Source organism: Streptomyces coerulescens (assembly GCF_042657965.1).
Lineage (GTDB): Bacteria > Actinomycetota > Actinomycetes > Streptomycetales > Streptomycetaceae > Streptomyces > Streptomyces coerulescens.
This window is the reverse complement of sequence record NZ_JBHSKM010000002.1, coordinates 338,175-355,818: the sequence shown is the minus strand read 5'-3', so window position 1 is coordinate 355,818 and position 17,644 is coordinate 338,175. Positions and strand designations below refer to the sequence as shown.

Below are 17,644 nucleotides of genomic sequence, written 5' to 3'. Positions count from 1 at the left end.
GGATTCCGCCCCGCAGCGGTTTCCTCACCGGGCAGACGCTGCACGTGTCAGGCGGATCCGCGTTTCTCCGAGTCGCCGCCCAGCCACTGCCGCAGCTCCTCGCGCAGGGATCGCTGAAAGGTCGTCAACAGGGCCTGCACGACCACGGGTTGCATATAGGCGGACAGCGACTTCACGTCCTGCGCGGTGCGTTCCGACACCTCGTCGCGGAAGAGCCGCGACAACTCGTGCGCCGCGGCCCGCGAGTGCTCGATGAGGACCGCGCGCGAGGCGAGGATCGCGTCCTGGGAGAGCGGTACGTCCAGCAGCCCGACGCCGAGCCGCAGCAGCCCCAGGTCGACACGGTAGTCACCGTCACCCTGACCGGCCTCGAGCACACCCATCGCGGCCAGCCGCTCCAGGTCGTCGTCGTCCAGATCGCGTCCGGCCCGCCGCACCAGCTCCTTCCGCGACACCGTCTCCACGGTCTCCGGCGCCCAGGAGGCCACCACGGACCGGTGCAGGGCGAGGTCGTGGGCGTCCAGGTCCGGTGGCAGCTGCTGGAGATACCGCTCGATCGCCGCCAGCGTCATGCCCTGCTGCTGAAGCTCCTCGATGAGCGCCAGCCGGGCCAGATGCTCGCGCCCGTAGTGGCCCACTCTGCGCGGACCGATCACCGGGGGCGGCAGCAGACCCTTGGTGCCGTAGAACCGCACCGTGCGGACCGTCATCCCGGCGCGCGCGGCCAGTTCGTCGATCGTGAGGGTGGGCTGGGTCGGTTCCTCGGTGCCGGTCGTCATGTGCAGCAGTATCGCTGTCTCACCACTGCTGTGACACCTGCCGGGACCATCGGGACGACCGTGTGAGAAGTAACGCTCTGTGACGTGCGCCACCGCATGAGGTGCGCTCGGTGGGGGAAGGTGAGCCCTTGGTCTGTGCCTTTTACGGAAGGGCGCAGGCCATACGTTCGTCCGGACACCCGAGCGCGACCCGCTCGGGCGCACCAGAGATTGGTACCACCCGTGAGCAAGGACGCCGTGAACACGGCAGTGGCCGCATCCCGCACCGACGCGGCCCAGGTGCCCGCGGACGCGGGCGACGCCGGTTACAGCAAGGACCTCAAGGCCCGCCACGTCAACATGATCGCCATCGGCGGGGCCATCGGCACCGGCCTCTTCCTCGGCGCCGGCGGTCGCCTCCACAACGCGGGCCCGGCGCTGGCGATCGCCTACCTGGTCTGCGGCATCTTCGCCTTCTTCGTGGTCAGGGCCCTCGGCGAGCTCGTGCTCTACCGCCCCTCGTCCGGCTCGTTCGTGTCGTACGCGCGTGAGTTCCTCGGGGAGAAGGGCGCCTACGTCGCCGGCTGGATGTACTTCCTGAACTGGTCGACCACCGGCATCGCCGACATCACCGCGATCGCGCTCTACACGCACTACTGGAGCCTGTTCACCGACATCCCGCAGTGGCTACTGGCCCTGATCGCGCTGGCGGTCGTGCTGGCGGTGAACCTGATCTCGGTGAAGATCTTCGGCGAGATGGAGTTCTGGTTCGCGATCATCAAGGTCGCCACGCTTGTCGGCTTCATGTTCGTCGGCATCTTCCTGCTCGCCACTCAGCACGAGGTGGGCGGCACGACGCCCGGTCTGAGCGTGATCTCCGACAACGGCGGCGTCTTCCCGCACGGCCTGATGCCCGTCGTCCTGGTCATGCAGGGCGTGATCTTCGCGTACGCCGCACTGGAGCTGGTCGGCGTCGCCGCGGGTGAGACCGCGGAGCCGGAGAAGATCGTCCCGCGCGCGGTGAACTCGATCATGTGGCGGGTCGGCCTGTTCTACGTCGGCTCGGTCGTCCTGCTCGCGCTGCTCCTCCCCGGCTCGGTCTACTCCGCCGACGAGAGCCCCTTCGTCACGGTCCTGTCGAAGATCGGCGTCCCCGCGGCCGGTGACGTGATGAACCTGGTGGTCCTCACGGCCGCCATGTCCTCCCTCAACTCCGGCCTCTACTCCACGGGCCGCATCCTGCGCTCCATGGCGATGGCCGGCTCGGCCCCGAAGTTCACGGCCCGGATGAACCGCAGCCAGGTGCCCTACGGCGGCATCCTGCTCACCTGCGCGGTGTGCGTGCTCGGCGTCGGCCTGAACTTCCTCATGCCCAGCCAGGCCTTCGAGATCGTGCTGAACGTCGCTTCCCTCGGTATCATCTCGACCTGGGTGATCATCATGGTCTGCCACCTGATCTTCGTCCGCCGGGCCAAGGCGGGATTGGTGGAGCGCCCCTCGTTCCGTCTCCCGGGCAGCCCGGTCACCGAGATCGCCACGGTCGTCTTCCTGCTCGCCTGCCTCGGCATGATGTGGAACGACCCCGAGGTCGGCCGCAAGACCCTGCTCCTCATCCCGGTGATCGCCGTGATGCTGGTCGGCGGCTGGTACGCCGTCCGTCGCCGCGTCGACCGCACGGAGGACCAGGAGCTGGCCGAGCTCACGAAGTAATCCCGAGGCCGTTGTCAGTGGCGGCCTCTACGGTGGCGTCATGTCGGAGATCACTTACGTCCGGGGTGACGCCACCGTTCCGTCGGTGAAGGGCGTCAAGGTGATCGCCCATGTCTGCAACGACATCGGGGGATGGGGGAAGGGCTTCGTCCTCGCCATATCGCGCCGCTGGCCGGAGCCGGAGAAGTCCTACCGGGCCTGGCACCGCGAGCGCTCGTCGAACGACTTCGGCTTGGGCGCGGTGCAACTCGTCCAGGTCGAGCCGTACGTCTGGGTGGCCAACATGGTCGGACAGCGCGGCATCATCCCCCACGCTCGAATTCGCTCGCGCGGGGGGACCCCCATGGGCAGCAAGGGCGTTCCCGTCCGCTACGAGGCGATCGACGCCGCCCTGGAGAGCCTGGCCCAGAAGGCCGCCGACCTCGGCGCGTCTGTCCACATGCCCCGGATAGGGTGCGGGTTGGCCGGCGGCAAGTGGTCCCGGGTCGAGCCGCTGATCGCCGATCGGCTGGTTCGGCGGGGGATCGCCGTGACGGTCTACGACCATGGGGAGGGCCGGAGTTGAGTCGTGACATCGATGTGCTCGTGCTGGGCGGGGCGGGCGTCGACACCATCGTGTACGTGCCGGAACTGCCGCTGCCGTACGCCGACAGCTACATGATCGATTCAGGTATCCGTACCCGCGCCGGGCAGACCGGCGACTTCGTCGTCCTGGGCCTCGCCGCCCTCGGCCTGCGGGTCCACCACCTGGACCTGCTCGGCGACGACCCCGAAGGCGACCTGGTCCGTGCCCTGCACCGCGAGAAGGGCATCGCGCTCACAGCGATCCCGCAGCCCGCGGGCACGAAGCGCGCCGTCAACCTCGTGGGCCCCGACGGCAGACGACTCTCGCTGTACGACACCAGCCGCGGCCACGCCGACGACCGCCTCCCCGAGGCCACGGTGCGTGCCCTCGCCGAGGCGAGCCGCCACGTCCACGTCGCCATCACCCCGCCCTGCGCCGAGGCCCTGCCCCTGCTGCGCGAGTCGGGCGCGACGCTCTCCACCGACCTGCACGACTGGGACGGCGAGAACCCGTACCACGAGCCGTTCGCGCACGCGGCGGACGTCGTCTTCCTGTCCGCCGCCGCCCTGGCCGACCCCGAGCGCACCATGCGCCGCATCGCCGACCGGGGCCGGGCCGAGGTGGTCGTGGCCACGGCAGGCGCCAAGGGTGCGTACGTACTGGCCGACGACGAGCTGACCCATGTACCCGCCGCGACGCCGCCCGCACTGGTGGTGGACTCCAACGGCGCGGGCGATGCCTTCGCCGCCGCGTTCCTCTACGCCTGGCTCAACCGAGAGACCCCGGCCCGCAGCGCCCAGTACGGCACGATCGCGGGAGCCCACGCCTGCACGATCCCGGCAACGGACACGACCGCAATAAGGCTGGACGAACTACTCCGGCTCACTGCAACCCCTTAAGGGGCGCGGGGAACTGCGCGACAAGCCACCGAGCACCAGCAGCCGCCCGACAACCCGACGCGGCACCCCCGGTGGCGAACTCAGTGCCCGTGCACCTCATTGGTCGCGGCGATCTTCTTCCACGACTTCGGCTGCTCCACGGCCGACTTGGCGATCGAGGCACTACGCGCCGCAGGCGCACCCGGCTTCGACGGCTGGAACAGCCACGTGTCGAACAGCGCAGCCAGCGGCTTGCCGGACACCTCCTCGGCGTACCGCACGAAGTCGGCCACCGAGGCGTTGCCATAGGCGTACTTGGCCGGCCACCCCTTCAGAATCGCGAAGAACGCGTCGTCCCCGATCTCGTTGCGCAGCGCCTGAAGGGCCAGCGCCCCTCGGTCGTAGACGGCGATGTGGAACTGGTTCTCCGGCCCCGGATCCCCGGGCTTCACCGTCCAGAACGCGTCGTCGGCGGACCGCGAGGCGTACACGTAGTCGGCGATCTCCTGCGCCGTCCCCTCGCCCTCGCGCTCCGACCACAGCCACTGCGCGTACCGCGCGAAGCCCTCGTTGATCCAGATGTCCTTCCACTTCTTCACGGACACCAGGTCGCCCCACCACTGATGGGCCAACTCATGCACGACGACGGAGGTGTTGGACCCGTTCGCGAAGTTGGAGGGGCTGTAGAACGGCCGGGTCTGTGTCTCCAGCGCGTACCCGGTGTTCGTGTTCGGCACATACCCGCCGAGCGCGTTGTACGGATACGGCCCGAAGTACTCGCTCAGCCAGTCGGCGATCTCCCCGGTCCGCTCGATGCTCGCCCGCGCCGCCCCCGCGCGGTCGCCGAGATCCTTGCTGTAGGCGTTGATGACCGGAATTCCACTCTCGGACGTCCCCGTGGTGACGTCGAAGCGGCCCGCCGCGAACGTGGCCAGATATGTGGCCTGCGGCTTGTTGGAACGCCAGTTGTAGCGGGTCCAGCCGGCCCGTGAACTCGTCGACTGGAGCGTCCCGTTGGAGATGAACTGCGTGCCGTCGGGCACCTGCACCGACACGTCGTAGGTCGCCTTGTCGAGCGGGTGGTCGTTGCTCGGGAACCACCACCAGGCCCCCTCGGGCTCACCTGCGGCGACACCGCCGTCCGAGGTGCGCAGCCAGGCGTTGAAGCCGTACGCCTCCTTCGTCGACGGCACCCCGCGGTAACGCACGACGACGGTGAGGGGCGTGCCCTTGGCCAGCGCCTTCTTCGGCGTGATCTCCAGCTCGTGCTCGCCGGAGGTCGCGAACGACGCCTTCGCGCCGTTCACCCGCACCTCGCTGACGTCCAGCAGGAAGTCCAGATTGAACCGGGACAGGTCCTGCGTGGTCTTCGCCAGCAGGGTCGCCGTGCCCGCCAGCTCGTCCGTGGCCGGCTGGTACTTCAGCCGGAGGTCGTAGTGGGAGACGTCGTAGCCGCCGTTGCCGTAGGCCGGGTAGTAGGGGTCGCCGATGCCCGGGGCTCCGGGGGAGAGGCTCGCCGCCGACGCCGGGATCGCCAGCATCAGCGAGGCAGCCGCCAGTGCGCCCGGCGCCATGATTCTGCGGTGCACGAAAGCTCCAAGTCGTAGGGGGTGGAGTCTGTCCGGAGCCTATTGAGTACCTGTGCCCCCTGCGTGTCCATGACCACCCGTGTCACACGATCGCCATTCGGCCGACATGAGCGGATCCGCCACAAGGGTGTTTATCGGCCATCCGTGGCCTCATACGACGTCAGCCGCCCTCTTCTGCACAGGAGTTGACCGATGTACCGTCCGCGCATGCCGAAACGCACGCGCTTCACGATCTGGAGAACGCTCGCGACGGCGGCCGCGGCCGCCCTGATGGCCATGTTCCTCGTGCCCACGACGGCACAAGCCGGGCCCGGGGCGAGCGGTCCGCGGGAGAGCACCCCCGTCTACTCCTACGACAACGCCATCCGCGAGGCCGTCTGGGTGGACACCCGACTCGACCTCGACCGCGACGGCAGGCACGACCGGGTCGCCGTCGACATCGTCCGGCCCCGCGAGGCGGCCGCCGAGGGCCGCAAGGTGCCCGTCATCATGGACGCCAGCCCCTACTACTCCTGCTGTGGGCGCGGCAACGAGAGCCAGAAGAAGACGTACGACGCGAGCGGCAACCTGGTCCAGGCGCCGCTGTTCTACGACAACTACTTCGTGCCCCGCAGCTACGCGTTCGTCGGCGTCGACCTCGCCGGCACCAACCGCTCCGACGGCTGCGTGGATGTCGGAGGCCGCTCCGACGTCCTCTCCGCGAAGGCCGTCGTCGACTGGCTGAACGGCCGCGCGAAGGCGTACACGACCCGTACCGGCGCCACCACCGCCAAGGCGACCTGGACCAACGGCCGTACCGGCATGATCGGCAAGAGCTGGGACGGCACCATCGCCAGCGGTGTCGCCGCGACCGGCGTCAAGGGCCTGAAGACCGTCGTCCCGATCAGCGCCATCTCCTCCTGGTACGACTACTACTTCCAGCAGGGCGCCCCGCTCTACGACTCCGGTCCCGACTGGCTCTCCGACTACGTCGAGAGCGCCGACGCCCGCGCCAAGTGCGCCGCCGTCCAGCAGACGCTCGTCGAAGGCGCCCCGCGCACCGGCGACTGGACGCCGCTGTGGAGCGAGCGCGACTACGTCAAGGACGCCCGAAAGGTGCGCGCCAGCGTCTTCGCGATCCACGGCATGCAGGACCTCAACGTCCGTATGAAGCACCTCGGCCAGTGGTGGGACGCCCTCGCCAAGAACGGGGTCGAGCGCAAGATCTGGCTCTCCCAGACCGGCCACGTCGACCCCTTCGACTTCCGCCGCGCCGACTGGGTGAAAACCCTGCACCGCTGGTTCGACCACGAACTCCTCGGCTACGACAACGGCGTCGACCGTGAGCCGATGGCCGACATCGAGCGCCACCCCGACCAGTGGGTCACCTCCAAGGTCTGGCCGCCGCGCGGCACCGACACCGCCACCCTGCGGCCCGCCAAGGGCACCGAGCCGGGCGTCGGCACCCTCGGCCTGCGCAAGGGCAGGGGCACCGAGACCTTCACCGACGACCCGCAGCACAGCGAGACCGACTGGGCCACGCACATCGACGTGTCCACCCCGGACAAGGCGGGCTTCACGACCGCCCCGCTCACCCGCGACCTGCGTCTGTCCGGCTCCTCCGAGGTCACCGTCACCGCCACCCCGAGCACCTCGACGGCCCACCTCTCCGCCGTCCTGGTCGACCTCGGACCCGACAGCATCCGGGACTACGCGGCGAGCGGCGAGGGCATCAGCACGCTCACCGACCGCACCTGCTGGGGCGCGAGCACCACGGGCGACAGCGCCTGCTTCAAGGAGACGAAGGCCAAGACCGCCGACGTCGACCACACCGTCGTCAGCCGCGGCTGGGCCGACCTCGGCAACCATGCCTCCGACCTGGAAGGCAGCCCGCTCACCCCGGGCAAGGCGTACACGATCACCCTCGACCTCGCCGCCACCGACCACGTCGTCCCGGCCGGCCACCGCCTGGCCCTGATCGTCGCGGGCACCGACAAGGACCTGATCGACCCTCCGTCGACCAGGCCGACCCTCACGCTCGACCTGCCCCGCACCAAGGCCCGTATCCCGCTGGTCGGTGGCGCCGGCGCCTTCGCCCGCGCCACCGCCGACGCGCCGTCAGCCGCCCCCGCGCCCAAGCTCCTTGACGGCGTGACGGGCGCGCCCCGCCCCACCCACCGCATCCCGGAGGGAGCCCGGTGAACCGCGTCCGAGCCCTGACCCTGACCGCGGCGGCCCTCGCCGCGTCCCTCGTGGCGGTGCCCGCCCAGGCCGCCGACTCCCCGCCCCGCACCGGATTCGAGCAGTCGGACGGGGCCCGCTGGACCAGCCAGCCCGAGGAACAGGACTTCCTCGCCGCCGTCGACCGGGCGAGCGAGAGGGTCTCCGTCGAACGTATCGGGACCACGAAGCAGGGCAGGCCGCTGCAGCTGGTACGGATCGGCGAACGCCCCGCGGCGAACAAGGTGCTGCTCGTGTGCAGCCAGCACGGCGACGAACCCTCCGGCCGCGAGGCGTGTCTGTCCACCATCCGTGACCTGGCCTACGCCAAGGACCGGCAGACCCGGCGCTTCCTGGAGCGCACCACCCTGCTCGTCGTGCCCACCGCCAACCCCGACGGCCGGGCCGCCGACACGCGCGGCAACAGCGACGGGGTGGACATCAACCGTGACCACCTGGCACTGGCGACGGCCGAGGGGCGTGCCATGGCCGCGGTCGTCCGCGACCGGCGCCCCGACGTCATCTACGACCTGCACGAGTACGGCGCCACACCCCCGTACTACGACAAGGACCTGTTCGACCTGTGGCCGCGCAACCTCAACACGGACGACGACGTCCACGACGCGGCGCGGACCCTGTCCGAGTCCTATGTGCGCCCGGCCGCGGGCGACGGCGGCTACTCGACGGGAACGTACGGCATCTGGACGGACCCCGAGACGGGCGAGCCGATCCGGCAGGTCGCCGGTGACGGTCAGGAACGCATCCTGCGGAACATGTCCGGCGTCAAGCACTCCGTCGGCCTGCTCATCGAGAGCCGCGTCGATCCGCTCACCGAGGCGGAGAAGGCCGACGAGGCCCTGAACAACCGGCGCCGGGTGCACTCCCAACTCGCCGCACTGGGCGGCCTGTTGGACTTCACCGACGACCGGCGCGGCCGGATCGAGGCGGCGACGGGCCTGGCCCGCCTGACCGGCTACGCCGACACCGGGCCCGTGTACGTGGGCGGAGCCGACAACGACCCACACGAGACCAGCGAGGTGATCCAGGACCCGCCCTGCGGCTACCGGCTCACCGACGACCAGTACGCCCAGGTGAAGGACGAACTGGCCCTGCACGGGGTGAGGACCCGCGGCACCTACGTCCCGCTCCGCCAGTCCCTGCGCGCCCTCGTCCCGCTGCTCCTCGACGAGCGCGCCCCGTATCACCTCACGGCCGGTGAGCCCGACACCGACTGCTGAGCTGCTGTGATCGGCGGGATCTGTGGTAGGTCCTGGGAAACGACGTGGAAACCGGCGTATCCACGGGTTCCAGGGGAAGGTGCCGCTGATGACTGACGATCTGAAGAAGAGGGGTGGCGGCCCGGAAGGTCATACCGACGCTTCCGGGCGCCACACCGATCAAGTGGTGTTCGGGGTCACGGCCGCCATCACGCTGGCGTTCGTGATCTGGGGCTGGGCAGGCACGGACTCGCTGGAGAGCGCGTCCACGAAGATGCTCGACGGCCTGATCCACAACGGCGGCTGGGCCTTCATGCTGGCCGCCTCCGGTTTCGTGGTCTTCGCACTGTGGCTCGCCATCAGCCGCTACGGCCGTATCCACCTGGGCGCAGAGGGGGAGGAACCCGAGTTCCGCACCGTGTCGTGGGTCGCGATGATGTTCAGCGCCGGCATGGGTATCGGCCTGATGTTCTACGGCGTCAGTGAGCCGCTCGCGCACTACACGACCCCGCCGCCGGGCACCGATCCCGCCAACTCCGGCGAACGCATGGAGACGGCGATGGCCACCACCCTCTTCCACTGGACGCTGCATCCCTGGGCGATCTACGCGGTGGTGGGACTGGCCATCGCCTACAGCACCTTCCGCAAACGCCGCCGCCAGACCATCAGCGCGGTGTTCACCCCGCTGATCGGTGAGAAGCACGCGAACGGCTCCGGGGGACGGGTGATCGACATCCTCGCGATCATCGCCACCGTCTTCGGCTCCGCGGCCTCGCTCGGCCTCGGCGCGCTCCAGATCGGCTCCGGCTTCCGGGAGCTGGACTGGATGGACGACGTGAGCACCGGACTGCTCGTCGCGATCATCGCCGTGCTCACCCTGGCGTTCGTCGCCTCGGCCATCTCCGGCATCGAGCGGGGCATCCAGTGGCTGTCCAACATCAACATGGTGCTGGCGCTGATCCTCGCGGTCTTCGTGTTCATCGCGGGCCCCACGATCATCGTGCTCGACCTGGTGCCGACGTCGATCTTCTCCTACCTCGGTGACCTGCCCCAGCTCGCCGGGCGCACCGAGGCCAGCGGCGGCGAGGGCGTGGCCGACTGGCTGGGCAGCTGGACCGTCTTCTACTGGGCCTGGTGGATCTCCTGGACGCCCTTCGTCGGCATGTTCATCGCCCGCATCAGCCGTGGCCGCACCATCCGCCAGTTCGTCGGCGGCGTGATCCTCGTGCCCAGCACCGTCAGCCTCATCTGGTTCGCGATCTTCGGCGGTACGGCCATGAAGGTGAAGGAGGGCGGCGGGCTCGGCGGCGAGAGCACGCCCGAAGGCCAACTCTTCGGCCTGCTCCAGGAGTTCCCCATCGCCACCGTCACCAGCCTGCTCGTGATGATCCTCGTCGGCATCTTCTTCGTCTCGGGGGCCGACGCCGCCTCCATCGTGATGGGCACGCTCTCCCAGAAGGGCGCTCTCGAACCCGGCCGGTTCGTCGTGGTGTTCTGGGGTGTGGTGACCGGTGCCGTCGCCGCCATCATGCTGCTCGTCGGCAGCGGCCAGGGCGACGCGCTCACCGGCCTGCAGAACCTCACCATCCTGGCCGCCGCGCCGTTCGTCCTCGTGATGATCGGCATGTGCTTCGCCCTCATGCGCGATCTGCGCCGGGACCCGGTCATCGTGCGCGGCGAGATGGGCTCCGAGGCCGTCGAACTCGCGGTGATCGCGGGTCACAAGGAGTACGACGGCGAGTTCGAGATCAAGATCGGCCCGGGCGCGGGCACCGGGGCGGAGGGCGACCCCCTGGGGCACGACCACGTCTGAGTGACGCGCACGCGCGGGGCGGAGGCGAGTGGGAACGCCTCCGCCCCCGCGCCTTCACGCCCCCTCTTTACTGGGACAACCTCGGCCACCTGTCTGTTTCGCATGCCGGGACGTAGCGGAATATGTCATGCCGCGCTCATACCGGTCTCGCTCTGGGGATACTCACAGCATGTCTGCCGAGTACGCGACCTTCGGCCTGGCACCGGCGATGCGTGCCGGTGGCGTCCTCGCCAACGGTGACTTCCAGGTGCACCGGGACTTCGTGGACTTCATCGTCGACGGACGCCCGCTGCTGTTCCAGCTCTCCGACCTAGACGCCGTCTCCCCGCTCGCCTCCGACGTCCCGCCCGCCATCTTCACCGCACACGTCCGCAGCCTGCTGCTGGAGGCGGAACCCCCGCTTCCGGGCGGGCGGTACGTCATCTACGGCTGCCCCGAATGCGCGGACCTCGCCTGCGGCGCCGTCACCGCGGCCATCGACAAGGAGGACGACGACTACATCTGGCAGGACTTCGCCTGGCAGACCGACGAACACGCAGACCTGGAGCTCAACGGCTACCACGGCATCGGGCCCTTCCGTTTCCAGGGCACCGAGTACCGTGCGGCCCTGGGTGCCCTGCTCGACCAGAGTGCCGAGTCACCCCGCCGCCGGGTGCTCCTGATCGGCGCCCGCGTCGCCGTCCTCGCCAAGCTCGCCGCCGCTCTGCGCACCATCGGTATCGGCGCCGACATCACCCATGACCTCGGCGGCGTCCCCGCCGACGAACTGCGCGCCTACGGTGCCGTCGCCTTCGGCCGCGGGATCGGCACGGAACAGCGCGCCGCGGTGCGCCGCGCCTTCGCCGACGCCGGGGTGGAGGTGGCGTACGTCGACGGTCTCGCGCCGATCGTGCCGCTGCTCGTCGCACAGATCGAACACGCCCTGGACCGCAGCCCCGTCGAACAGCGCCGCCTGACCCGCCTCGTGGCCGCCGACGGGGAGGCGGGGGTCGAGGTCACCTCGCCCTGCCGGGTCCGGCTGACGGCGTACCGGCTCGACCGCCTCTACCGCACCCACGCCCACGAGGTGTTCGACGGTGTCCTGGAGGCGGGTCGGCATCGGATCGCGCTGGATGCGAAGGCGGTGAAAGGCGAGTCGTTCGTGGTGGCCCGCACATCGGGCAGCGTACTGGTGGAACCGATGGCCCGCTGACGCTCAGCGACGGAGGCGGCTGCCGCTGCCACCGTCGGTCGTCCGCGGGCCCGTGGGGGCTGATCGCGCAGTTCCCCGCGCCCCTTACGGGGCGCCCTGGGACCGCCGCGACGACCAGTCCGCCTCGACACCAGCTCACCCAGGGGCGCGGGGAACTGCGCGACCAGCCACAGACTTCCCGCACCCGCCACACGGCATCAACCCACCCGCCCCTCAGGCGCACGGCCCACTGACGCCGCGGTAACGACCAACCCACCTGACCCTCACCCACCTAGGGGCGCGGGGAACTGCGCGACCAGCCACAGACTTCCCGCACCCGCCACACGACACCACCCCACCCACCCCCCAGGCGCCCCGACGCATCCCACCCGCTCCGCCCATTAGGATCGCCCCCTGTGACCGCCACTCTCGTCGCCAAGAACCTCGCCGCCGGCCACGGTGACCGTTCCCTGTTCAGCGGGCTCGACCTCGTCGTCGCGCCCGGAGACGTGATCGGCCTGGTCGGGGCCAACGGCGCGGGCAAGTCCACGCTGCTGCGCCTGCTCGCCGGGCTGACCGCGCCTGAGGAGGGCGAGCTGCGGCTCTCCCCGCCGACGGCGACCGTCGGTCACCTCCCGCAGGAGCCCGAGCGGCGCCCCGGCGAGACCGTACGGCAGTTCCTGGCCCGCCGCACCGGAGTCGCCGAGGCCCAGCGGACCATGGACGAGGCGACTCAGGCCCTCGTCGACGGGGCGCCGGGCGCGGACGACGCGTACGCGGCGAGCCTGGAGCGCTGGCTGGACCTGGGCGGCGCCGACCTCGACGAGCGGGCGGAGGAGACCGCCGACTCGCTGGGCCTCGCCGTGGACCTCGACCAGCCGATGACCTCCCTGTCCGGCGGCCAGGCGGCCCGCGCGGGACTGGCCTCGCTGCTCCTGTCCCGCTACGACGTCTTCCTCCTCGACGAGCCGACGAACGACCTCGACCTCGACGGCCTGGAGCGCCTGGAGGCGTTCGTCTCGGGCCTGCGCGCCGGCACGGTCGTCGTCAGCCACGACCGGGAGTTCCTCACCCGCACCGTCACCAAGGTCCTCGAACTCGACCTCGCCCAGCGGCAGATCAACCTCTACGGCGGCGGTTACGAGGCCTACCTGGAGGAGCGCGAGGTGGCCCGCCGGCACGCCCGCGACGACTACGAGGAGTACGCCGACAAGAAGGCCGCCCTCCAGGGCCGGGCGCAGATGCAGCGCTCCTGGATGGACAAGGGCGTCAAGAACGCCCGCCGCAAGGCGAGCAACGACAACGACAAGATCGGCCGCAAGTTCCGCAGCGAGGCCAGCGAGAAGCAGGCCGCCAAGGCCCGCCAGACCCAGCGCATGATCGAGCGCCTGGACGTCGTCGAGGAGCCGCGCAAGGAGTGGGAACTGCGCATGGAGATCGCCTCGGCTCCCCGCTCGGGCGCCGTGGTCGCGACCCTGCGCGACGCCGAGGTACGACGCGGCGGCTTCACCCTCGGCCCGGTGTACCTCCAGATCGACTGGGCGGACCGCGTGGCCGTCACCGGCGCCAACGGCGCGGGCAAGTCGACGCTGCTGGGCGCGCTGCTCGGCCGTGTCCCCCTCACGGCGGGCCAGGCGTCACTCGGCTCCGGCGTCCTGATCGGCGAGGTCGACCAGGCCCGCAAACTGTTCCACGGCGACGAGTCCCTGCTCGACGCATTCTGCGCGGCCGTCCCCGACACCGAACCGGTCGAAGTCCGCACCCTCCTGGCCAAGTTCGGCCTGAAAAGCGATCACGTCCTGCGCTCCGCCGGCACCCTCTCCCCGGGCGAGCGGACCCGCGCCGCCCTCGCCCTCCTCCAGGGCAGGGGCGTCAACCTCCTGGTCCTGGACGAGCCCACCAACCACCTCGACCTGCCGGCCATCGAGCAGCTGGAGTCGGCCCTGGACGCCTACGAGGGCACGCTGCTCCTGGTCACGCACGACCGACGCATGCTCGACGCGGTCCATGTCACCCGCCGTCTGGAGGTCGCGCACGGCAAGGTGACCGAGCGCTAGAGCATCCGAAGGGCCCGGACCCTCCGAGTCGTACCGGAGGGTCCGGGCCCTGTGTCGCGTCGGCGCCTGCCCTGTTCGGGGGTGGCGTCAGCGCTTGCCCTTCTTCGGGTCGAGCAGACCCGCGCGGCGCAGCGCGTCCGCCATGGCGCTGTTGGCCGGAGGCGGCGCCTGGCGGGAACCGCCACCGCCCTGACGGGAACCGCCCCCGCCGCCACGGCCCTGCCGCTGCTGCGGCGGACGCCCGCCGCGCTGCCGGCGCTCGCCGCCGCCCCCGCCCTGCTGGCCCTGCGCGGCAGCCTCGTCGTCGAGCCGGAGCGTCAGCGAGATCCGCTTGCGCGGAATGTCGACGTCGAGGACCTTCACCTTGACGATGTCACCGGGCTTCACGACGTCCCGCGGGTCCTTCACGAACGTTTTCGACAGCGCGGAGACGTGCGCGAGACCGTCCTGGTGGACACCGACGTCGATGAACGCCCCGAAGGCCGCCACGTTCGTCACGACGCCCTCAAGGACCATCCCGGACGCCAGGTCGGAGATCTTCTCCACGCCCTCCTTGAAGGTGGCCGTCTTGAAGGCGGGACGCGGGTCACGCCCGGGCTTCTCCAGCTCCTTGAGGATGTCCGTGACGGTCGGCAGACCGAACGTCTCGTCCACGAACTCGTTCGGCTTCAGCGAGCGCAGCACACCCGTGTTACCGATGAGCGCGGCCACCTCCTGGCCCGACGTCTTCACCATGCGCCGCACCACCGGGTAGGCCTCCGGGTGCACGCTGGAGGCGTCCAGCGGGTCGTCGCCGCCGCGGATGCGCAGGAAGCCCGCACACTGCTCGTACGCCTTCGGGCCGAGCCGCGCCACGTTCTTCAGCTGCGCGCGGGAGGTGAACGGACCGTTGGAGTCCCGGTGGGACACGATGTTCTCGGCGAGCCCGGAGGTGATGCCGGAGACACGGGCGAGCAGGGGGGCGGAGGCGGTGTTGACGTCGACGCCGACGCCGTTCACACAGTCCTCCACCACCGCGTCCAGCGAGCGCGACAGCTTCACCTCGGACAGGTCGTGCTGGTACTGGCCGACGCCGATCGACTTGGGGTCGATCTTCACCAGCTCGGCGAGCGGGTCCTGCAGCCGACGGGCGATCGACACGGCGCCGCGCAGCGACACGTCCATGTCGGGCAGCTCCTGCGAGGCGAACGCGGACGCCGAGTACACCGAGGCGCCGGCCTCGGACACCATCACCTTCGTGAGCTTCAACTCCGGGTGCTTACCGATGAGTTCACCGGCGAGCTTGTCGGTCTCGCGGGACGCCGTGCCGTTGCCGATCGCGACCAGCTCGACCGCGTGCTCCTTCGCAAGGCGCGCCAGCTTGGCGATCGCCTCGTCCCACTTGTTCGCCGGGACGTGCGGGTGGATGACGTCCGTCGCGACGACCTTGCCGGTGGCGTCGACGACGGCGACCTTGACGCCCGTGCGGAAGCCGGGGTCCAGGCCCAGTGTCGCGCGCGTGCCGGCCGGGGCGGCGAGCAGCAGATCGCGGAGGTTCTTGGCGAACACGTCGACCGCCTCGTCCTCGGCGGCGGTACGCAGCCGCAGCCTGAGGTCAATGCCGAGGTGGACGAGGATCCGGGTCCGCCAGGCCCAGCGGACCGTGTCCGCCAGCCACTTGTCGGCCGGACGTCCGCGGTCGGCGATCTGGAACTTGTGGGCGACGATCCCCTCGTACGACGACGGACCGTCGGTCGGCTCCTCGGGCTCCAGGACGAGGTCGAGGACCTCCTCCTTCTCGCCGCGCAGCATCGCCAGGATGCGGTGCGAGGGCAGCTCGGTGAACGGCTCGGCGAAGTCGAAGTAGTCGGCGAACTTCGCGCCCGCCTCCTCCTTGCCCTCGCGCACCTTCGCGGCAAGGCGCCCGCGCACCCACATGCGCTCACGCAGCTCGCCGATCAGGTCGGCGTCCTCCGAGAACCGCTCCGTCAGGATCGCCCGGGCGCCGTCCAGGGCGGCCTGCGGATCGGCCACGCCCTTGTCGGCGTCGACGAAGGCGGCGGCAGCGGCGAGCGGCTCGACGGCCGGATCACCGAGCAGCCCCTCGGCGAGCGGCTCCAGACCAGCCTCCCGGGCGATCTGGGCCTTGGTGGTCCTGCGCTTCGGCTTGAACGGCAGATAGATGTCCTCCAGCCGCGCCTTGGTCTCGGCGCCGCGGATCCGGCTCTCCAGCTCCTCGGTCAGCTTGCCCTGCTCGCGCACCGAGTCGAGGATCGCCGTCCGCCGCTCCTCCAGCTCACGCAGATAGCGCAGCCGCTCCTCGAGCGTGCGCAGCTGCGCGTCGTCGAGCATCTCGGTCGCTTCCTTGCGGTAGCGGGCGATGAAGGGCACCGTCGAACCGCCGTCGAGCAGCTCCACGGCAGCCTTCACCTGCCGCTCCCGTACGCCGAGCTCCGCGGCGATCCTGCCTTCGATGGACCCTACGAGGGGTGTCGTCACGATCCCGTCCCGCCTTCTCACTGAGGTTGCGCGGCAATTGTGGCAGGTGACACCGACAACCGGGGATCAGGGCGGCAACTCGGCCCGTCGCGGCGGGACGAAGTCAGACCCGGCGGCTGCGGGTGCTGCTCGAAGCACCGCCGAACAGCCGGGCCAGAGCCCGGAACGGCAGGGTCACGACGGTGGCGATGGCACCGCCGATCTGGCGTAGTACGTCTGCGATTGCGCGAAGCACGTGGTTCACCTTTCCTCTTCCGACGACTTGCGGCCGAGGACCGGGTACCGCGACCTGGGCCCGTCATGCAGCACGGGCCCCACGCGCGTCGATGGCCGCTCGGCTCACGCCTTGCCGAGCAGATCCGCCGGGAACGCCCCCGCGGTCACCGCGGCCCCCGCGAACCCGGCGCCGAGTTCGGTCAGCCGGGCGACACCCTCCGCCCCGAGGTGCTCGTACGGCGCCTGGTCCAGGCGGTCCGTCTCGGACTCGATCTCCTTGCGCAGGGCGACGCCCTCAGCCGTCAGCTCGCCGTCGGCGTCCAGCAGCCCTCGCCCACGCAGGCGCTCACACGCCGCGTCCCAGTCCTCCTGCGTCCAACCACGTGTGGAGAACACCCACCTCGGTGTCATGCCCTTACCGGTCGCGGTGTGGGTCACCACCGCCTCCAGCCCGTCGAGCCCGGCGGCCACCAGCACGGCGAGATGACCGTCTCCCCGGTGCTCACGCAGCAGCGTCGTGGCATGGAAGTACGCCAGGTGCGGCTCCTTGGGCACCGGCAGATCCGCGTGCGCCGAGTACAGCGGCCGGGCGCTGCGCGAACATGCCTCACTCGCCCGCAGCGCGAGCTCCGCGGCCTCCGCCATCCCGGCGGACGTCAGGGCCTCCTCGCCGAGCAGCCGCCGCAGTGAGGAGTCGACCGCACGCACGCGTGCCGCGAGCACGTCCTCGGGCGAGGCGATCGCCCAGACGGCGGGGACGTGCCGGGCGACCAGCTCGTGCTTGTAGTTGTAGAACGTGGCCGTCACCGCGCCCGCGCCGACGGGACCCAGCGCGGCGGCCCGCACCGCGAAGTTGACGGCCCTCGGGTGGGTGATCCCGAGAGCACCCAGTTCCTCGCCCAGCTCGGGAGCGAAGTACGACGTCGCGTGCAGGGAGTTGAGCATGGTGTGGCAGCGGCGGCCGGCGCGGGGCTCAAGGGCGGCAGTAGTCAT

At 70.4% G+C, this 17,644-nt stretch carries 13 protein-coding genes; 8 read left to right on the top strand and 5 right to left on the bottom strand.

Annotation, left to right across the window (positions count from 1 at the left end; genetic code table 11):
• Positions 1-47: 47 nt before the first annotated feature.
• Positions 48-779 (bottom strand): MerR family transcriptional regulator, encoded by a 732-nt coding sequence (locus ACFPQ9_RS03145; RefSeq protein WP_380846080.1) that lies wholly within the window; start codon positions 777-779, stop codon positions 48-50.
• Positions 780-1,001: 222 nt separating this feature from the next.
• On the opposite strand from ACFPQ9_RS03145, the gene ACFPQ9_RS03140 reads away from it, so the two are divergent.
• From ACFPQ9_RS03140 to ACFPQ9_RS03130, 3 genes are read left to right on the top strand one after another with little or no spacing between them, the layout of a single operon-like run.
• A complete protein-coding gene (locus tag ACFPQ9_RS03140) occupies positions 1,002-2,468 on the top strand; it encodes an amino acid permease (RefSeq protein WP_380846077.1) in 1,467 nt (488 codons plus the stop codon).
• Between the two features lie 40 nt (positions 2,469-2,508).
• A complete protein-coding gene (locus ACFPQ9_RS03135) occupies positions 2,509-3,033 on the top strand; it encodes a macro domain-containing protein (protein ID WP_380846074.1) in 525 nt (174 codons plus the stop codon).
• Complete coding sequence (locus ACFPQ9_RS03130) at positions 3,030-3,932, top strand: PfkB family carbohydrate kinase (protein WP_380846071.1); 903 nt, start codon at positions 3,030-3,032, stop codon at positions 3,930-3,932. The genes ACFPQ9_RS03135 and ACFPQ9_RS03130 overlap by 4 nt, the downstream gene beginning before the upstream one ends.
• Positions 3,933-4,012: 80 nt before the next feature.
• Here the strand turns inward: ACFPQ9_RS03130 and ACFPQ9_RS03125 are convergent, their stop codons facing one another.
• A complete protein-coding gene (locus ACFPQ9_RS03125; RefSeq protein WP_380846068.1) occupies positions 4,013-5,500 on the bottom strand; it encodes a M1 family metallopeptidase in 1,488 nt (495 codons plus the stop codon).
• A gap of 207 nt (positions 5,501-5,707) precedes the next feature.
• On the opposite strand from ACFPQ9_RS03125, the gene ACFPQ9_RS03120 reads away from it, so the two are divergent.
• The 5 genes from ACFPQ9_RS03120 (at position 5,708) to ACFPQ9_RS03100 (ending at position 13,957) form a co-directional block, all read left to right on the top strand.
• Positions 5,708-7,681 carry a Xaa-Pro dipeptidyl-peptidase gene (locus ACFPQ9_RS03120; RefSeq protein WP_380846065.1) on the top strand — a complete coding sequence of 658 codons (1,974 nt, stop codon included), beginning with the start codon at positions 5,708-5,710 and terminating at the stop codon, positions 7,679-7,681.
• Positions 7,678-8,937: a M14 family metallopeptidase gene (locus ACFPQ9_RS03115; RefSeq protein ID WP_380846062.1), complete on the top strand. Its 1,260-nt coding sequence runs from the start codon at positions 7,678-7,680 to the stop codon at positions 8,935-8,937. Before ACFPQ9_RS03120 ends, ACFPQ9_RS03115 begins: the two co-directional genes overlap by 4 nt.
• An 88-nt stretch (positions 8,938-9,025) precedes the next feature.
• Entirely contained in the window at positions 9,026-10,729 is a 1,704-nt protein-coding gene (locus ACFPQ9_RS03110; RefSeq protein ID WP_380846060.1) for a BCCT family transporter, read from the top strand.
• A 169-nt stretch (positions 10,730-10,898) separates the two neighbouring features.
• On the top strand, positions 10,899-11,921 hold the full coding sequence (locus ACFPQ9_RS03105; protein ID WP_380846057.1) for an oxidoreductase: 1,023 nt from the start codon (positions 10,899-10,901) through the stop codon (positions 11,919-11,921).
• 395 nt (positions 11,922-12,316) lie between these two features.
• The gene (locus ACFPQ9_RS03100; RefSeq protein WP_380846054.1) at positions 12,317-13,957 is read left to right on the top strand and encodes an ABC-F family ATP-binding cassette domain-containing protein; all 1,641 of its coding nucleotides are present in this window, start codon (positions 12,317-12,319) and stop codon (positions 13,955-13,957) included.
• An 87-nt stretch (positions 13,958-14,044) separates the two neighbouring features.
• Here the strand turns inward: ACFPQ9_RS03100 and ACFPQ9_RS03095 are convergent, their stop codons facing one another.
• The 3 genes from ACFPQ9_RS03095 to ACFPQ9_RS03085 all read right to left on the bottom strand — a co-directional run bounded on the left by ACFPQ9_RS03095 (position 14,045) and on the right by ACFPQ9_RS03085 (position 17,644).
• Entirely contained in the window at positions 14,045-16,435 is a 2,391-nt protein-coding gene (locus tag ACFPQ9_RS03095; protein WP_380846050.1) for a Tex family protein, read from the bottom strand.
• Positions 16,436-16,538: 103 nt separating this feature from the next.
• The gene (locus tag ACFPQ9_RS03090) at positions 16,539-16,670 is read right to left on the bottom strand and encodes an LPFR motif small protein (protein ID WP_308402998.1); all 132 of its coding nucleotides are present in this window, start codon (positions 16,668-16,670) and stop codon (positions 16,539-16,541) included.
• A 104-nt stretch (positions 16,671-16,774) separates the two neighbouring features.
• The gene (locus tag ACFPQ9_RS03085; protein WP_380846046.1) at positions 16,775-17,644 is read right to left on the bottom strand and encodes an SCO6745 family protein; all 870 of its coding nucleotides are present in this window, start codon (positions 17,642-17,644) and stop codon (positions 16,775-16,777) included.

Coding starts and splice junctions, on each gene's coding strand:
- ACFPQ9_RS03145 (WP_380846080.1), bottom strand. CDS start 779: ATGACGACCGGCACCGAGGAACCGACCCAGCCCACCCTCACGATCGAC.
- ACFPQ9_RS03135 (WP_380846074.1), top strand. CDS start 2,509: ATGTCGGAGATCACTTACGTCCGGGGTGACGCCACCGTTCCGTCGGTG.
- ACFPQ9_RS03120 (WP_380846065.1), top strand. CDS start 5,708: ATGCCGAAACGCACGCGCTTCACGATCTGGAGAACGCTCGCGACGGCG.
- ACFPQ9_RS03110 (WP_380846060.1), top strand. CDS start 9,026: ATGACTGACGATCTGAAGAAGAGGGGTGGCGGCCCGGAAGGTCATACC.
- ACFPQ9_RS03105 (WP_380846057.1), top strand. CDS start 10,899: ATGTCTGCCGAGTACGCGACCTTCGGCCTGGCACCGGCGATGCGTGCC.
- ACFPQ9_RS03085 (WP_380846046.1), bottom strand. CDS start 17,644: ATGACTACTGCCGCCCTTGAGCCCCGCGCCGGCCGCCGCTGCCACACC.